Genomic DNA, 13,040 nt, shown 5'->3' with positions numbered 1-13,040 from the left:
TGAGCCGCGCGCTCTAAAACTTCGTGAATGTTCAGAGGTAAAAACACCAATTCTAGGGTTTCTTGCGCGATTGCACCCTAGGGCTTTCCGCTGGAAACAAACGGCGCCACGGAACCGTTCGATAGTGCTGCCTAAGGGTGTACTTCGCTTTTATTTCAAGTCAGAGAACCAGTCGGCGTAAGGCGTGTTTTTGACGAGATGGCGATTATAGTCAGGCGCGCCATCCGTCCACCAAGCGGGCCCCCGTTCACCCAACGCCACCTTCGCCGCCTCGACCCGATGCCGCGCCTCAGCCATCCCTGCGCGATCCTCGCCCGCATCGCGAACCGCCCTTCGCGCGGACATGAGCTCCGACACCAGCCTGGCGCGATCGTCCTCGGTAAGGTCGGGACTGCTCATCCGCCACAGACGGCCCCGGACCACGAAGTATCGGCCATCCGGCGTATGAGGATAGGAAGTGGTCAAGGGTCGCTCCGTCGTTCGGTCATGACGAAACCCTCACCGGCCTCGCCTGTTCCCAAGTCGATCGCTCGGAAGCAGCCAACCGCAGCAACGAAAAAACCCGCCGATGCTGCCATCGGCGGGTTGTCCGTGTTGTGGTGGTCGTTACCGGACCGGGCCGTTTAACGGACCCAATTCGCTCAGCTGCAGCCGCTGGTCGCGCCGCAGGTGTCGCACTTCTCGCAGGTGCCGTTGCGGACCATCGTGAAGTTCTGGCATTCCGAGCACATGTTGCCGGTGTAGCCCTGTGCGATCGAGCGCATGCGGCGTTCGGTTTCGCGCTTCTTGGCATCCGACTTTGCAGCGGCAGCTTCCGCAGCGGCCTTGTCGGAGAAGAGAGCGGTGACGTCGCGTGGTGGCTCGGCAACTTCGGTTGTGACCTGCTCGACGATTTCGGCGATCCGTTCCTCGTAGTCGCGCTTGAAGGCGACGACTTCCGACGTGGAGATCGACGTTGCCGGCTCCAGCTTGCGGGCGGCGGAGCCTGCAAACGGGGTCACTGTGCCACTTGGCGACGCGCTGCGGGCAGGGGTCGTCGTTGCCGATCCCTTGGGCTCGCTGTTTGCGCGGTCGATGCCGGCACCGGTTGTCGTGCCGGAGACGAGCGTCGGCTTGTGGCCGCGGGTCCAGCCGGTCGAGAGCAGGTTGGTCTTGCCTTCCTGAATGCCCTTGCCGAGTGCCGTGTTGCCGAAGTCGGACGTATCGACATGCGCAAGGTCGTGACGGCCGAGATAGGAGACGGCAAGTTCGCGGAACACATAGTCGAGGATCGACGTCGCGTTCTTGATCGCGTCGTTGCCCTGCACCATGCCGGCCGGCTCGAACTTCGTGAAGGTGAAGGCCTCCACGAACTCCTCGAGCGGCACGCCGTACTGGAGCCCCAGCGAGATGGAGATGGCGAAGTTGTTCATCATCGCACGGAAGGCAGCACCTTCCTTGTGCATGTCGATGAAGATCTCGCCGATCCGGCCGTCGCCGAATTCGCCGGTGCGCAGATAGACCTTGTGCCCGCCAACGATCGCCTTCTGGGTATAACCCTGACGGCGGTTCGGCAGCTTTTCGCGCTCGCGGGTGATCCGCTCGATCACGCGCTCGACGATCTTTTCCGTGACCGTCACGGCCTGAGCGGCCACCGGCTGCTGGATCAGCGTTTCCAGAGCATCCTCGTCCTCTTCGTCCTCGATCAGCAAGGCGTTCAGCGGCTGCGAGAGCTTGGAGCCGTCGCGATAGAGAGCGTTGGCCTTCAGCGCGAGCTTCCAGGACAGCATGTAGGCGTTCTTGCAGTCCTCGACGGTCGCCTCGTTCGGCATGTTGATCGTCTTGGAGATCGCCCCGGAGATGAACGGCTGAGCGGCCGCCATCATGCGGATGTGGCTATCGACCGAGAGGTAGCGCTTGCCGATCTTGCCGCAGGGGTTGGCGCAGTCGAACACCGGCAGGTGCTCGTCCTTCAGGAACGGCGCGCCTTCCAGCGTCATCGCGCCGCAGACATGCACGTTGGCCGCTTCGATTTCCTTGCGGGAGAAGCCGATGTGCTCCAGCAGATTGAAGCTGATGTCGGCGAGCTGCTCGTCGCTGACCTTCAGCGTGTTCTTCAGGAAATCGACGCCGAGCGTCCACTGGTTGAAGACGAACTTGATGTCGAAGGCTGCCTTCGTCGCGCCGTTGATCGCCTCGATCTTGTCGTCCGTGAAGCCCTTGGCCCGCAGCGAGCCGGGGTTGACGGCCGGCGCCTGGTTGATGTTGCCATGACCGACGGCATAGGCCTCGATCTCGGCGATCTGGCTTTCCGAATAGCCAAGCGTGCGCAGGGCCTCGGGAACGGCACGGTTGATGATTTTGAAGTAGCCGCCGCCGGCAAGCTTCTTGAACTTCACCAGAGCGAAATCGGGCTCGATGCCGGTGGTGTCGCAATCCATGACGAGACCGATCGTGCCGGTCGGCGCGATGACGGAAACCTGGGCATTGCGGTAGCCATGCTGCTCGCCGAGCGACAGAGCCTTCTCCCATGCGGCAACGGCATGCGTGATCAGCGTCTGGTCCGGGCACTCGGAATGAACCAGCGGCACAGGCGCGACCGACAGGCCTTCATAGCCGTTCGCTTCGCCACGGGCGGCGCGGGCATGGTTGCGGATGACGCGCAGCATGTTGTCGCGGTTCGGCTTGAAGCCGGGGAACGGACCGAGCTTGGCGGCGATTTCGGCCGAGGTCGCATAGGAAACGCCTGTCATGACGGCGGTGAGGGCCCCGGCGATCGCACGGCCTTCCTTGCTGTCATAGGGAATGCCGGACGACATCAGCAGGCCGCCGATATTGGCATAGCCGAGCCCGAGCGTGCGGTATTCGTAGGAGCGCTCTGCAATTTCCTTCGACGGGAACTGCGCCATCATCACCGAGATTTCAAGCACGACCGTCCAGAGGCGGACGGCATGTTCGTAATCGGCGATGTCGATGTTCTTGGTGGTCTGGTCCTTGAACTGCAACAGGTTGAGCGAGGCAAGGTTGCAGGCCGTATCGTCCAGGAACATGTATTCCGAGCACGGGTTGGATGCACGGATGGAGCCGGCGGCCGGGCAGGTGTGCCAGTCGTTCATGGTCGTGTTGAAGTGCAGGCCCGGATCGGCCGATGCCCAGGCGGCGTAGGAAATGCTTTCCCACAGGTCGCGCGCCTTCAGCGTCTTCATGACGCGGCCGTCCTTGCGGGCGGTCAGGTTCCAGTCGCCGTCGGCCTCGACAGCCTTGAGGAAGTCGTCGCGCAGCGAAACGGAGTTGTTGGAGTTCTGGCCGGAGACCGTGAGGTAGGCTTCCGAATCCCAGTCCGTGTCATAGGTCTTGAAGTCGATATCCTTATAGCCCTGACGGGCGAACTGGATGACGCGCTGGATGTAGTTTTCCGGAACCTGGTTCTTCTTGGCAGCCTTGATCTCGCGCTTCAGGGCAGGGTTCTCGTTCGGGTCGTAGCAGGCGCCATCCGGACCTTCGCAATTCACGCAGGCCTTCATGATGGCCTTGAGGTGCTGAGCGACGATCTTGGAACCGGTGACGAGAGCCGCGACCTTCTGCTCCTCTTTCACCTTCCAGTTGATGTAGTCTTCGATATCGGGATGATCGATATCAACGACGACCATCTTGGCGGCGCGACGCGTGGTGCCACCCGACTTGATGGCGCCGGCCGCGCGATCGCCGATCTTGAGGAAGCTCATCAGGCCGGAGGACTTGCCGCCGCCCGAAAGCTTTTCGCCTTCGCCGCGCAGGTAGGAGAAGTTGGAGCCGGTGCCGGAACCGTACTTGAAGAGGCGCGCTTCGCGCACCCACAGGTCCATGATGCCGCCTTCGTTGACGAGATCGTCACCGACCGACTGGATGAAGCAGGCATGCGGCTGCGGATGCTCGTAGGACGACTTCGACTTGACAAGCTTGCCCGTGAAGGGATCGACGTAGAAATGACCCTGGCCGGGGCCGTCGATGCCATAGGCCCAATGCAGGCCGGTGTTGAACCACTGTGGCGAGTTCGGTGCCACGCGCTGGGTCGCCAGCATGTAGGCAAGCTCGTCGCGGAAGGCGAGGGCAGCGTCTTCGGAGGCGAAGTAGTTGCCCTTCCAGCCCCAATAGGTCCAAGTTCCGGCAAGGCGATCAAAGACCTGCCGGGCATCGGTTTCCGAGCCGTATTGCTCGTCCTTCGGGAGGTTCTTCAGGGCAGCCTCGTCGGCGACCGAACGCCACAGCCACGAGGGAACCGAGTTCTCCTCGACCTTCTTCAGGCGCGCGGGAACGCCGGCCTTGCGGAAATACTTCTGAGCCAGAATGTCGGCTGCGACCTGGCTGAACTGGGTGGGAACGTCGATATCGGCAAGCCGAAAGACGATGGAACCGTCCGGGTTCTTGATCTCGCTCACCGCCTTGCGGAATGCGATGTCTGCATAGGCCGATTGGCCCGCCTTGGTAAAGCGACGTTCGATCTGCATCTGTCCCGATCCTTATTCTGTCCGTGGCATGCGCTTCTCAGGCACGCAAAAAGTCCTTCCGAGCCGCGACATTGCCGGTCGGTGGTGCGTTTCGATGGATGCCAATCATGGAATCCGATATATGGTGTTCTCTAGGTTCTCAATCTACCAGATGTAGATAAAATTATCGAGCTGTTTGCTGGTCCCGCAAGCGTGATTTTATTCTGACAGCTCATTTTTCAACACGCGTTCCCGCCGTGAAGGCAGGATCTCCAACAAGTTCAGGATGATGGCGCAGTCCGGGGCAAGCCGCCGCCTGGGCCGTCGTCTGGCCTCATGCCAGTCTCGATTATGATTAACCGCGAGTCCGGTGGCACCGTCAAGGGCTTGCGTCTTGTCGTCCACTGCCGACTATATCTTGTGGAAATAGGAAGAAACTGAGTGACCTAAGGAAATCAGTCACTTGTGGTCGGCACTTACCGATTGGGCCGTTCGTTCCATGAAAACTTGTGGACAAAAACTTGTTGAGATCATCCGTCTCGGTCAACATGGTGTCATAAAAGCCACGCATTGCCGGGCGCGGCGTTAACGAAGAACGGGGCGTCGAGGGCGTATGCACCGCCCCCGAGCCCCGTCGATACGCGCAAGCTTCACAGCCTGTTACCGGCGTCGGTTTACCCGCGCGATCCCTTGGCGATCGGCTCCTGATAGGAAAAGCCCATGTCCCACGGAAAATAGATCCACGTATCCTGGCTGACCTCGGTCACGAACGTATCGACCTGCGGACGCCCCTTCGGCTTGGCATAGACGGCTGCAAAATGCGCTTTCGGCAGCATGGCCCGCACGATCGCGGCTGTCTTGCCGGTGTCCGTGAGATCGTCGACGATCAGCACGCGCTCGCCGCCATCGGCACGGATCTCCTCGGAGATCGCCTTGATGACCTCCATCTGACCCTGAGACGAATAGTCATGATAGGACGCGACGCAGACCGTCTCGATCATCCGGATGTTCAATTCCCGCGAAATGATTGCTGCAGGTACCAGTCCACCACGCGTGATGCAGACGATCGCCTTCCATTCCACTCCCTGATCCGCCAAGCGCCAGGCAAGCGCGCGCGCATCGCGGTGGAACTGGTCCCAGGAAACGGGAAAGGCTTTTTCAGGAAGGGACATGGCGGGCTCCGAGCGTGTTTAGGCGTATCTGACGCAAAAAGTGGTTTTGCGGCAAAGCCCGGACATTTTCAAGAAGGGGATGACGTTCACCCACGGCAAAGACTGGTGCGGACGACGGGGGTCGAACCCGTACGGAATTACCCGAGAGATTTTAAGTCTCTTGCGTCTACCAATTTCGCCACGTCCGCAATGGCTACAGTCTTTCCGATAACCGGAAGAGTTCGTCAAGCCGGAGCGCCTCGGGATTAACCGTTCCCGTAAAGCTTAATAACAGCTTCTCGTTGCAGGCACGCAACCCGTGGGCGATAGAGAGACTGTCGATCCGCATATCGACGATTTTCATGACCCAGTCCTTTAGCCTCTCTCCCTTAAAGAGAGAGGCGCCATTCCTTCGACCTTTATCCTTTGTCCTCGACGACGGCTTGCGGGCGATCTCCTCCACTGGCATGTTCATCATGCCACTGGCCGGAGGCGTCCTGAAAGCTGATCTCTTCGTCCGATCCGCCGACCTGTTGCTCGGCGGCCGCAGCCTTTGCAGCGCGTAAAGCATGCTCATGCGTCGGAAAGCTTTCCGAGAAGACGTCTCCGACCTTGTAGGCCCACCCGCCGTCGTGTTCGACGATCTCGTAAACGACCTTGACCATGCTTGTCTCCCTAACTTGCTGTTGAGGCGGTTCTTGCCTGCCGGGGTAACGGGCAACGGGCGGCGATCGTTCCCGTGAGGCAAGACCTCCAGCTTTTGCGCCGGCAAAGGTTCGTGCTAGCAGTGGCTCCACAGCGCGTGGCGAAAGGCTGGGGAGGGGATGACGATGCGGTATTCCGGCGGAGATGGTTTTGGCGGGCAAGTTGGTTTGCCTTGTATCACCTTGGTGATGATCCTGCTGGTTTCCTCTCCGGCGCTGGCGCAGCAGGCACCCACGGATGTGACCTTCGTCTTCGCCACCGATGTCCATGCTTGCCGCATGGCGGAAGGCCTGTCGCCGGATTGCGAGCAAGAGGGCAAGACGGATGCGGCTCTGCTGCGGCATATCCGGGCGTTGAACGCTCTTCCCATGCAGGTCTGGCCTGCGACGGTCGCGGGAACGTCGAGCGGGCTTGTCGGCGCTGGCCGGCTGCTCGGCGAACCCGCCGGTCTCGTCATGGGCGGGGACATTACCGATGATGGCGGCGGGCAGGTCGCGGTGCCGGGCGAGGGGTGGCAGCTGCGCCAGTTCAGCCAGCGCTATGCGCAAGGCACGGACGCGCAGCATGTGCATATGCCGGTCTATGTGGGGCTCGGAAATCACGATCTCGATCAGGATGGCCCGCCGAGCCATCCGGACTGGTACCGGCGGGAGCTTCGCGACTACGTCGAGGTCAACCATCGCCCGAGCGTCTTCTTCACGCCGTCCATTCCCGCCGACAACTACGATGTCGATTCGGACAACTACTCCTGGAACTGGGGCCGGTTGCATCTCGTGCAGCTCCAGCGCTTCGGCGGCGACGACCGGAAGGGTGCCGTCAGCGGGCTGGACTGGCTGAAGAAGGATCTGGCCACCGCAGCGGCGGACGGCCGGCCCGTGGTGCTGTTCCAGCATTACGGATGGGACACGTTTTCGATCGAGCGCTGGGATGCCGGTCACGAGACCTTCGACGATCAGGGAACGGGCGACCCGCACTGGTGGAGCGAGGCCGAACGTGCCGCACTTCTGGACACGCTCAAGGGGTACAACGTCATCGGTATCTTCCACGGCCACGAGCACGATACGCCGATGGCCTACAAGGCTGGCGGCATCGACGTTTTCAAGCCGAAAGCAGCCTTCAAGGGCGGCTTCGCAGTCGTCCGAGTGACCGATACGGCCATGGATGTGGTCCTCGGGGAAGCTTCAGACGATCAGGGCGGGGTAACGTTCACGACCGCCTTCTCGAAAAGCCTTGCGGATAAGTAGCAGGCGCACCTCTCACGCCCGTCGCTTGCCCTGCGACAGCGCGATACCGGCCAGCACCAGGACGACGCCGAGCGCCGTCGGCCCGAGAGCCGTCGGGACCGACAGAGCGAGGTCGAGGACGACGCCCGACACCATCTGCCCGCCGATCATCATCAGGGCGGTGTTGACAGCGCCGATCCGCGCGATGACCCAGCTCCCTGCAGCGACGAAGACGACGCCGATCGGCCCGCCGAGATAGTCGTACCACGGCACCTGTGCGGCACCGGCCGGCAGCAGGTCGCCGAGGATGAGGCCGAGAACCGTCAGGAAGGCGAAGCCGACGATGTGGTTCCAGAAGGAAGCGATCAGCGGAGAAGTCGACAGGCTCAGCCGTCCGTTGATCTGGCGGCTGATGCCGATGAGAACGCCGGCCGAGCAGGCAAGAAGAATCGCCACGATCATGCGGCACTCCGTCCTTCGAGGATGATGAGAGCGCTTCCGGCCAGAATAAGCGCAAGGGCGCCAAGATTGCGGATCGTCAACCGCCGCTTTGCCAGCCCGAACAGACCCCAGTGATCCGCTGCGAGGCTGAAAATCGCCTGTCCCGACAGGCCGAGCGCCAGCGTACCGGCAAGGGCCAGCGGCGAGTTCACGGCGGTGGAGGTCAGCATGACCGTCGCAGCGCCGGAGATACCGCCGAGATAGGCCCAGAGCGGCGCCGGAGGCTGCCCTACCGGTTTCACGCGGCCGCGCCGGTAGAGAAGGCCGAGAAAGACGAGGGCGGCGATCGTGCCGGTGCCATGCGCCGTCCAGGAGGAAAAGAGCGGGTTGCCGTAGCGGGCGAGCTCGCCGTTGAAATGCACCATCAGCGTCAGCAATCCGCCGGTCGCAAAGGCGGCGAGGAAGACGAGAGGACGCGGGTTGTCGCTGGGTGAGGTGGATATCATGACGGTCCCGGAAAGGCGATGCGGATGCGCCATACGTCTGCGATCCCTCAGAGTCGCGCAAGCCCGATCATCGCTATTCCGGTTTCGGACGAAAACACAAAAGGCCGTCCGCAGGACACTGCGGACGGCCTTCGCAACGCCTTGGGAGGCTGTTCGATCAGGCGGTCAGCTTGGCCGCGATCTTGGCGACGTGAGCGCCCTGGAAGCGCGCACCTTCGAGTTCGACCTCGGAGGGCATACGCGAGCCGTCGCCGCCGGTGATCGTGGACGCGCCGTAAGGCGTGCCGCCCTTGATTTCCTCAAGGCCCATCTGGCCTTGGAAGGCATAGGGCAGGCCGACGACGACCATGCCATGATGCAGAAGGGTGGGGATGAAGGAGAGAAGCGTCGATTCCTGGCCGCCATGCTGGGTGGCGGAGGAGGTGAAGGCCGAGCCGACCTTGCCGACCAGCGCGCCGGAGAACCACAGGCCGCCGGTCTGATCGATGAAGTTGCGCATCTGCGATGCGAATCCGCCGTAACGGGTTCCGCAGCCGAAGATGATCGCGTCATAATCGGCCAGTTCCGCCGCCGTTGCAATCGGTGCGGCCTGATCCATCTTGTAATGCGATGCCTTGGCGACATCATCGGGAACGAGTTCCGGCACGCGCTTCACGACGACGTCGGCACCTTCTGCCTTCGCACCTTCCGCGACCGCATAGGCCATGGCTTCGATGTGACCATAGGCCGAGTAGTAGAGAACCAGAACTTTTGCCATCGTGATCTCCTCAAGGATGGGCGTCATTGCTTAGCGCCGCTTTACCACGTCGAGCGGGCGCTGTCAGAAACGCTTGGGATAACAGACTGTTCACTAATATTGACAATGCACCGTTCGGGATGAACGATGCGCGTTTTGACAAGGACATGCACGATGACCACGGACACGATCGTAACGGCCGCCATGCTGGCCATCGGCGACGAGCTTCTTTCCGGCCGGACCAAGGACAAGAACATCGGCCATCTCGCCGATCTCCTGACGATCTCCGGCATCGATCTGAAGGAGGTGCGAATCGTCGCCGATGACGAGGAGGCGATCGTTGCCGCGCTGAACGGCCTTCGCGGCCATTACGACTACGTCTTCACATCCGGCGGCATCGGCCCGACCCACGACGATATCACGGCCGATGCCGTGTCTCGCGCCTTTGGCGTCGAGTGCATCCACGACCCCGAAGCCATGACGCTGCTGGGCGACATGTATGCCCGCCGCAACATGGAGTTCACCGAAGCGCGCCGTCGCATGGCGCGCATGCCGAACGGCTCGACCCATATCCCGAATGCCGTCTCCACGGCTCCGGGCTTCGTCATCGGCAATGTCCATGTCATGGCCGGCGTACCGCAGGTGTTCCAGGCGATGCTCGAAGCCGTCCTGCCAACCCTGAAGACCGGGGCCACAGTGCTCTCCCGCTCCGTCCAGTCGCCGTTCGGCGAAGGTGATATCGGCGGCCCCCTGGGCGAGGTCCAGAAGGCGCATCCGGAGACGAGTATCGGCTCCTATCCGAAGTTCGACGGAACGTCCTTCTCGACGGAACTCGTCATCCGCGCCCGAGACGCGGCTATTTTGGTCGCAGCGGAAGCCGATGTGAGGGCGATGCTGGACGGCATCGCGGCGAGCCGGCGGACGTAGACCTCTTCTTTCGACAGCATTGTCCCGAAGGCGAAGCGAAGACGCTTCGCCTGGACATGCCTAGCCCATCGTCGCGAGAATCCCGGGCACGGCGGAGAGATCCGCCGCCTGGAAAAACCGCGGATTGTCGTCGGGCGTCTCCGCATGTTCGTGAATCCATGTCAGGTCGTGCGGAATGAAGATGGCGGATGCGCCAGCGCCAAGAACCGGCAGGATATCGGATTTCAGCGAGTTTCCGATCATGGCGCAGCGGCCCGGCTCCATGCCGTGCCGGGCGAAGATGCCTCTGTAGATGCCTTCCGTCTTGTCGCTCACGATCTCGATGCCGTCGAAGAACGGCCCGAGGCCGGATGCTGCGAGCTTGCGTTCATGATCGAACAGGTCGCCCTTCGTGATCAGGACCAGCCTGTACCGGCCGGCGAGCGCGTCCAGTGTCTCGCGCGCCGACGGCAGCAGGTCCACCGGGTGGCGCAGCATCTCGCGGCCGATCTCCAGAATGCGGCCGACGACATGTCCGGGCAGTTCGCTGTCTGTCAGTTCCAGCGCCGTCTCGATCATCGACAGGGTGAAGCCCTTGATGCCGAAGCCGTAGAGCGCGAGATTGCGCCGCTCTGCCGCCAGCAGGCGTTCCGAAAGAACAGCGGCCTCGCAGTGATCCGCAAGAAGCGCGGCGAAAGCCTCCTCTGTCAGGCGGTAGAACTGCTCGTTCTGCCACAGGGTATCGTCCGCATCGAACCCGACCAGCAGCGGGCCGGTATCCGAAAGCGACGAGCTTGCAACGATCGTCAAGGCGCGGCCGCGATCGAGAAGGGCAGATCGACCGCCGCCGTCCTTCCGGAATTCGTGTCATCGAGGTGATAGCGCAGCACGTAGCTGCCGACGGGCGCTTCGCTGACATCCAGCGTCAGGGTCGCGAAGATTTCCGCGTTCTTGCTGACGCCGGTGAAGGTAAAGTTTCCGAAGGCCTTCTGGCTGCCGAGAACGGTGCCGCCGGCATCCAGCAGGTCGAAATCGACCGTGAATCGTGTCTCCATCTTGTCAGGCACTTGCGCCGGCTTCCAGGTCAGCCCCATGGGTTCTAAATAGGCTACGATCTTTTCGCCCGGCTTGAAGATGCTGTTGGGGCGCGGCTCGAACATGCCGAAGCCGGATGGGTCGCTCGCCACGAAGGTTGCCGTGCCCACGGCGAAAGGCAGGCCGGCCGAGAAGTCGCTGACGGCATTCCGGATGGCCGTGCGGGCACCCGCAACATCGCCGGCGGTGGCCATCTGCTCGGCACGGGTGGCGGCATCCACCAACGGGCCGGCGAGAGCGCCGCCGACAGGCAGGATGCCCAGAACCAGTGTCGCAAGACCGAACGCTCGCGCCGTTTTGAAAATCGACTGCATTTCCCCCACTCTCCCAAAGCTTCAGCGGCATCATCCAACCGACGCCACCCGGCATAACTGCCTGACCTCGCACGAAGTTTCGCAATTTGCGGGAGCGAGTCAAGCCTCGTCGAGCGACCTTTCCGCCGCATGGCATCCGCGAGCGGTCTGTGGCATAGCATCCTGCACAGAGACGGGTGTCGTCGGGCGGGATTCCATCGCGAATGCGCCGGGAACAGCAAGGACAGAACGATGAGCTTCACGCAGGATGTGGACACGGCAGCGCTGGCGCTGCGCGATCTCTTTCCCGAAACGCCCTTGCAGTTCAACGATCACCTGAGCGCCCGATACGGCGCGAAGATCTACCTCAAGCGCGAGGATCTCTCGCCCGTTCGCTCCTACAAGATCCGTGGCGCGTTCAACTTCTTCCGCAAGGCCATTGCGGCCGGTGTGCGGGACCGGATCTTCGTCTGCGCATCCGCCGGCAATCACGCCCAGGGCTTCGCGTTCGTCTGCCGCCATTTCGGCGTCGAAGGCATCGTGTTCATGCCGGTGACGACGCCGCAGCAGAAGATCGACAAGACGCGCATGTTCGGCGGTCCGTTCATCACCATCAAGCTCGTCGGCGACATTTTCGACCAGTGCTACAAGGCCGCGCGAGATCATGTGGAGGCGACCGGCGGCATGATGGTGCCGCCCTTCGACCATGCCGATATCATCGAGGGGCAGGCGACCGTCGCCGCGGAGGTCGCGACTCAATTGCCCGAAGGCGTCGTGCCCGACATGGTGATCATGCCGGTCGGCGGTGGCGGCCTTTCCGCCGGCATGACCGGCTATTTCGCAGATCAAGTCGATCCGAACGGCTTCGTCTTCTGCGAGCCGGAAGGTGCTCCGAGCCTCAAGCGCAGCCTGGAAACGGGCGCCGTGGTGACGCTGGAGCAGGTCGATAATTTTGTGGACGGCGCCGCCGTCGGCCGCATCGGCGACTTGAACTTCGAGCGCCTGAAGCACTTTTCGGCAAGCCAAACGCTTCTTCTGCCCGAAAACGCGATCTGCGTAACCATCACCGAGATGCTCAACCTCGAGGGTGTCGTGCTGGAGCCGGCAGGCGCCCTTGCTATCACCGCGCTTGCCGAACTGGACGCGGCGCAGCTTGCCGGAAAGACCATCGTGGCCGTCGTCTCCGGCGGCAATTTCGACTTCGAGCGCCTGCCCGACGTCAAGGAACGCGCGATGCGGCATCTCGGGCTGAAGAAGTACTACATTCTGCGCATGGCGCAGCGGCCCGGCGCGCTGAAAGATTTTCTCGGCCTGCTCGGTGAGGAAGACGATATCGCCCGCTTCGAATATTTGAAGAAGTCCGCGCGCAACTTCGGCTCGATCCTCATCGGCATCGAAACCAAGCGACCTGAAAACTTCCCCAGGCTGATGATGGCCTTCGATGCAGCAGGCCTGAAATATCAGGACATCACCGACAACGATATCCTGTCGAACCTCGTCATCTGATCGTTTACGGACTTTGACAACGACGGGAGAGGA

The 13,040-nt window shown here is 62.0% G+C and carries 13 protein-coding genes and 1 tRNA gene; 3 read left to right on the top strand and 11 right to left on the bottom strand.

The genetic code is table 11. From position 1 onward, the window contains the following. Window positions 1-150: 150 nt before the first annotated feature. From C8J33_RS04740 to C8J33_RS04720, 6 genes are all read right to left on the bottom strand, one after another. Window positions 151-399, bottom strand: a complete 249-nt coding sequence (locus C8J33_RS04740) for a hypothetical protein (protein ID WP_245507133.1) — start codon at window positions 397-399, stop codon at window positions 151-153. A 242-nt stretch (window positions 400-641) separates the two neighbouring features. Beyond that, window positions 642-4,466 carry a vitamin B12-dependent ribonucleotide reductase gene (locus C8J33_RS04735; RefSeq protein ID WP_132663312.1) on the bottom strand — a complete coding sequence of 1,275 codons (3,825 nt, stop codon included), beginning with the start codon at window positions 4,464-4,466 and terminating at the stop codon, window positions 642-644. 653 nt (window positions 4,467-5,119) lie between these two features. Continuing rightward, the gene (gpt, locus tag C8J33_RS04730; protein WP_092933679.1) at window positions 5,120-5,617 is read right to left on the bottom strand and encodes a xanthine phosphoribosyltransferase; all 498 of its coding nucleotides are present in this window, start codon (window positions 5,615-5,617) and stop codon (window positions 5,120-5,122) included. A 103-nt stretch (window positions 5,618-5,720) separates the two neighbouring features. Beyond that, window positions 5,721-5,805: transfer RNA gene (locus C8J33_RS04725), tRNA-Leu, on the bottom strand. Window positions 5,806-5,810: 5 nt separating this feature from the next. Further along, entirely contained in the window at window positions 5,811-5,960 is a 150-nt protein-coding gene (locus tag C8J33_RS26940; protein ID WP_165929730.1) for a hypothetical protein, read from the bottom strand. A 55-nt stretch (window positions 5,961-6,015) separates the two neighbouring features. Continuing rightward, window positions 6,016-6,261, bottom strand: a complete 246-nt coding sequence (locus C8J33_RS04720) for a DUF2188 domain-containing protein (protein WP_132663311.1) — start codon at window positions 6,259-6,261, stop codon at window positions 6,016-6,018. A 228-nt stretch (window positions 6,262-6,489) separates the two neighbouring features. Between C8J33_RS04720 and C8J33_RS04715 the strand changes: the two genes are divergently transcribed. Continuing rightward, complete coding sequence (locus tag C8J33_RS04715) at window positions 6,490-7,545, top strand: metallophosphoesterase (RefSeq protein WP_245507132.1); 1,056 nt, start codon at window positions 6,490-6,492, stop codon at window positions 7,543-7,545. A gap of 12 nt (window positions 7,546-7,557) precedes the next feature. Here C8J33_RS04715 and C8J33_RS04710 read toward each other — a convergent pair whose 3' ends face one another. The 3 genes from C8J33_RS04710 to wrbA form a co-directional block, all read right to left on the bottom strand. After that, entirely contained in the window at window positions 7,558-7,986 is a 429-nt protein-coding gene (locus tag C8J33_RS04710; RefSeq protein ID WP_132663309.1) for a DMT family transporter, read from the bottom strand. After that, the gene (locus C8J33_RS04705; RefSeq protein ID WP_132664452.1) at window positions 7,983-8,468 is read right to left on the bottom strand and encodes a DMT family transporter; all 486 of its coding nucleotides are present in this window, start codon (window positions 8,466-8,468) and stop codon (window positions 7,983-7,985) included. Before C8J33_RS04705 ends, C8J33_RS04710 begins: the two co-directional genes overlap by 4 nt. A 160-nt stretch (window positions 8,469-8,628) precedes the next feature. Further along, window positions 8,629-9,228, bottom strand: coding sequence for an NAD(P)H:quinone oxidoreductase (gene wrbA / locus C8J33_RS04700; RefSeq protein ID WP_062467978.1), 600 nt, complete (start codon window positions 9,226-9,228; stop codon window positions 8,629-8,631). 153 nt (window positions 9,229-9,381) lie between these two features. On the opposite strand from wrbA, the gene C8J33_RS04695 reads away from it, so the two are divergent. Beyond that, window positions 9,382-10,134, top strand: a complete 753-nt coding sequence (locus tag C8J33_RS04695; protein ID WP_110730949.1) for a competence/damage-inducible protein A — start codon at window positions 9,382-9,384, stop codon at window positions 10,132-10,134. A 60-nt stretch (window positions 10,135-10,194) separates the two neighbouring features. Here C8J33_RS04695 and C8J33_RS04690 read toward each other — a convergent pair whose 3' ends face one another. Continuing rightward, a complete protein-coding gene (locus C8J33_RS04690) occupies window positions 10,195-10,923 on the bottom strand; it encodes an HAD family hydrolase (RefSeq protein ID WP_245507057.1) in 729 nt (242 codons plus the stop codon). Continuing rightward, the gene (locus C8J33_RS04685) at window positions 10,920-11,522 is read right to left on the bottom strand and encodes a hypothetical protein (protein ID WP_132663308.1); all 603 of its coding nucleotides are present in this window, start codon (window positions 11,520-11,522) and stop codon (window positions 10,920-10,922) included. The genes C8J33_RS04690 and C8J33_RS04685 overlap by 4 nt, the downstream gene beginning before the upstream one ends. 231 nt (window positions 11,523-11,753) lie before the next feature. Between C8J33_RS04685 and ilvA the strand changes: the two genes are divergently transcribed. Then, the gene (ilvA, locus tag C8J33_RS04680) at window positions 11,754-13,007 is read left to right on the top strand and encodes a threonine ammonia-lyase (RefSeq protein ID WP_132447258.1); all 1,254 of its coding nucleotides are present in this window, start codon (window positions 11,754-11,756) and stop codon (window positions 13,005-13,007) included. Window positions 13,008-13,040: the final 33 nt, after the last annotated feature.

The sequence above is a fragment of the Rhizobium sp. PP-CC-3G-465 genome (assembly GCF_004343445.1).
GTDB lineage: Bacteria > Pseudomonadota > Alphaproteobacteria > Rhizobiales > Rhizobiaceae > Ferranicluibacter > Ferranicluibacter rubi.
Note: the sequence above shows the minus strand (reverse complement) of the source record. Positions and strands in the feature narration are given on the sequence as shown.

What these genes read in the sequence shown, in the direction of transcription:
- C8J33_RS04740 (WP_245507133.1), bottom strand. Translation starts at nt 399, where the DNA reads ATGAGCAGTCCCGACCTTACCGAGGACGATCGCGCCAGGCTGGTGTCG.
- C8J33_RS04735 (WP_132663312.1), bottom strand. Translation starts at nt 4,466, where the DNA reads ATGCAGATCGAACGTCGCTTTACCAAGGCGGGCCAATCGGCCTATGCA.
- gpt (WP_092933679.1), bottom strand. Translation starts at nt 5,617, where the DNA reads ATGTCCCTTCCTGAAAAAGCCTTTCCCGTTTCCTGGGACCAGTTCCAC.
- C8J33_RS26940 (WP_165929730.1), bottom strand. Translation starts at nt 5,960, where the DNA reads ATGAAAATCGTCGATATGCGGATCGACAGTCTCTCTATCGCCCACGGG.
- C8J33_RS04720 (WP_132663311.1), bottom strand. Translation starts at nt 6,261, where the DNA reads ATGGTCAAGGTCGTTTACGAGATCGTCGAACACGACGGCGGGTGGGCC.
- C8J33_RS04715 (WP_245507132.1), top strand. Translation starts at nt 6,490, where the DNA reads ATGATCCTGCTGGTTTCCTCTCCGGCGCTGGCGCAGCAGGCACCCACG.
- C8J33_RS04710 (WP_132663309.1), bottom strand. Translation starts at nt 7,986, where the DNA reads ATGATCGTGGCGATTCTTCTTGCCTGCTCGGCCGGCGTTCTCATCGGC.
- wrbA (WP_062467978.1), bottom strand. Translation starts at nt 9,228, where the DNA reads ATGGCAAAAGTTCTGGTTCTCTACTACTCGGCCTATGGTCACATCGAA.
- C8J33_RS04695 (WP_110730949.1), top strand. Translation starts at nt 9,382, where the DNA reads ATGACCACGGACACGATCGTAACGGCCGCCATGCTGGCCATCGGCGAC.
- C8J33_RS04685 (WP_132663308.1), bottom strand. Translation starts at nt 11,522, where the DNA reads ATGCAGTCGATTTTCAAAACGGCGCGAGCGTTCGGTCTTGCGACACTG.
- ilvA (WP_132447258.1), top strand. Translation starts at nt 11,754, where the DNA reads ATGAGCTTCACGCAGGATGTGGACACGGCAGCGCTGGCGCTGCGCGAT.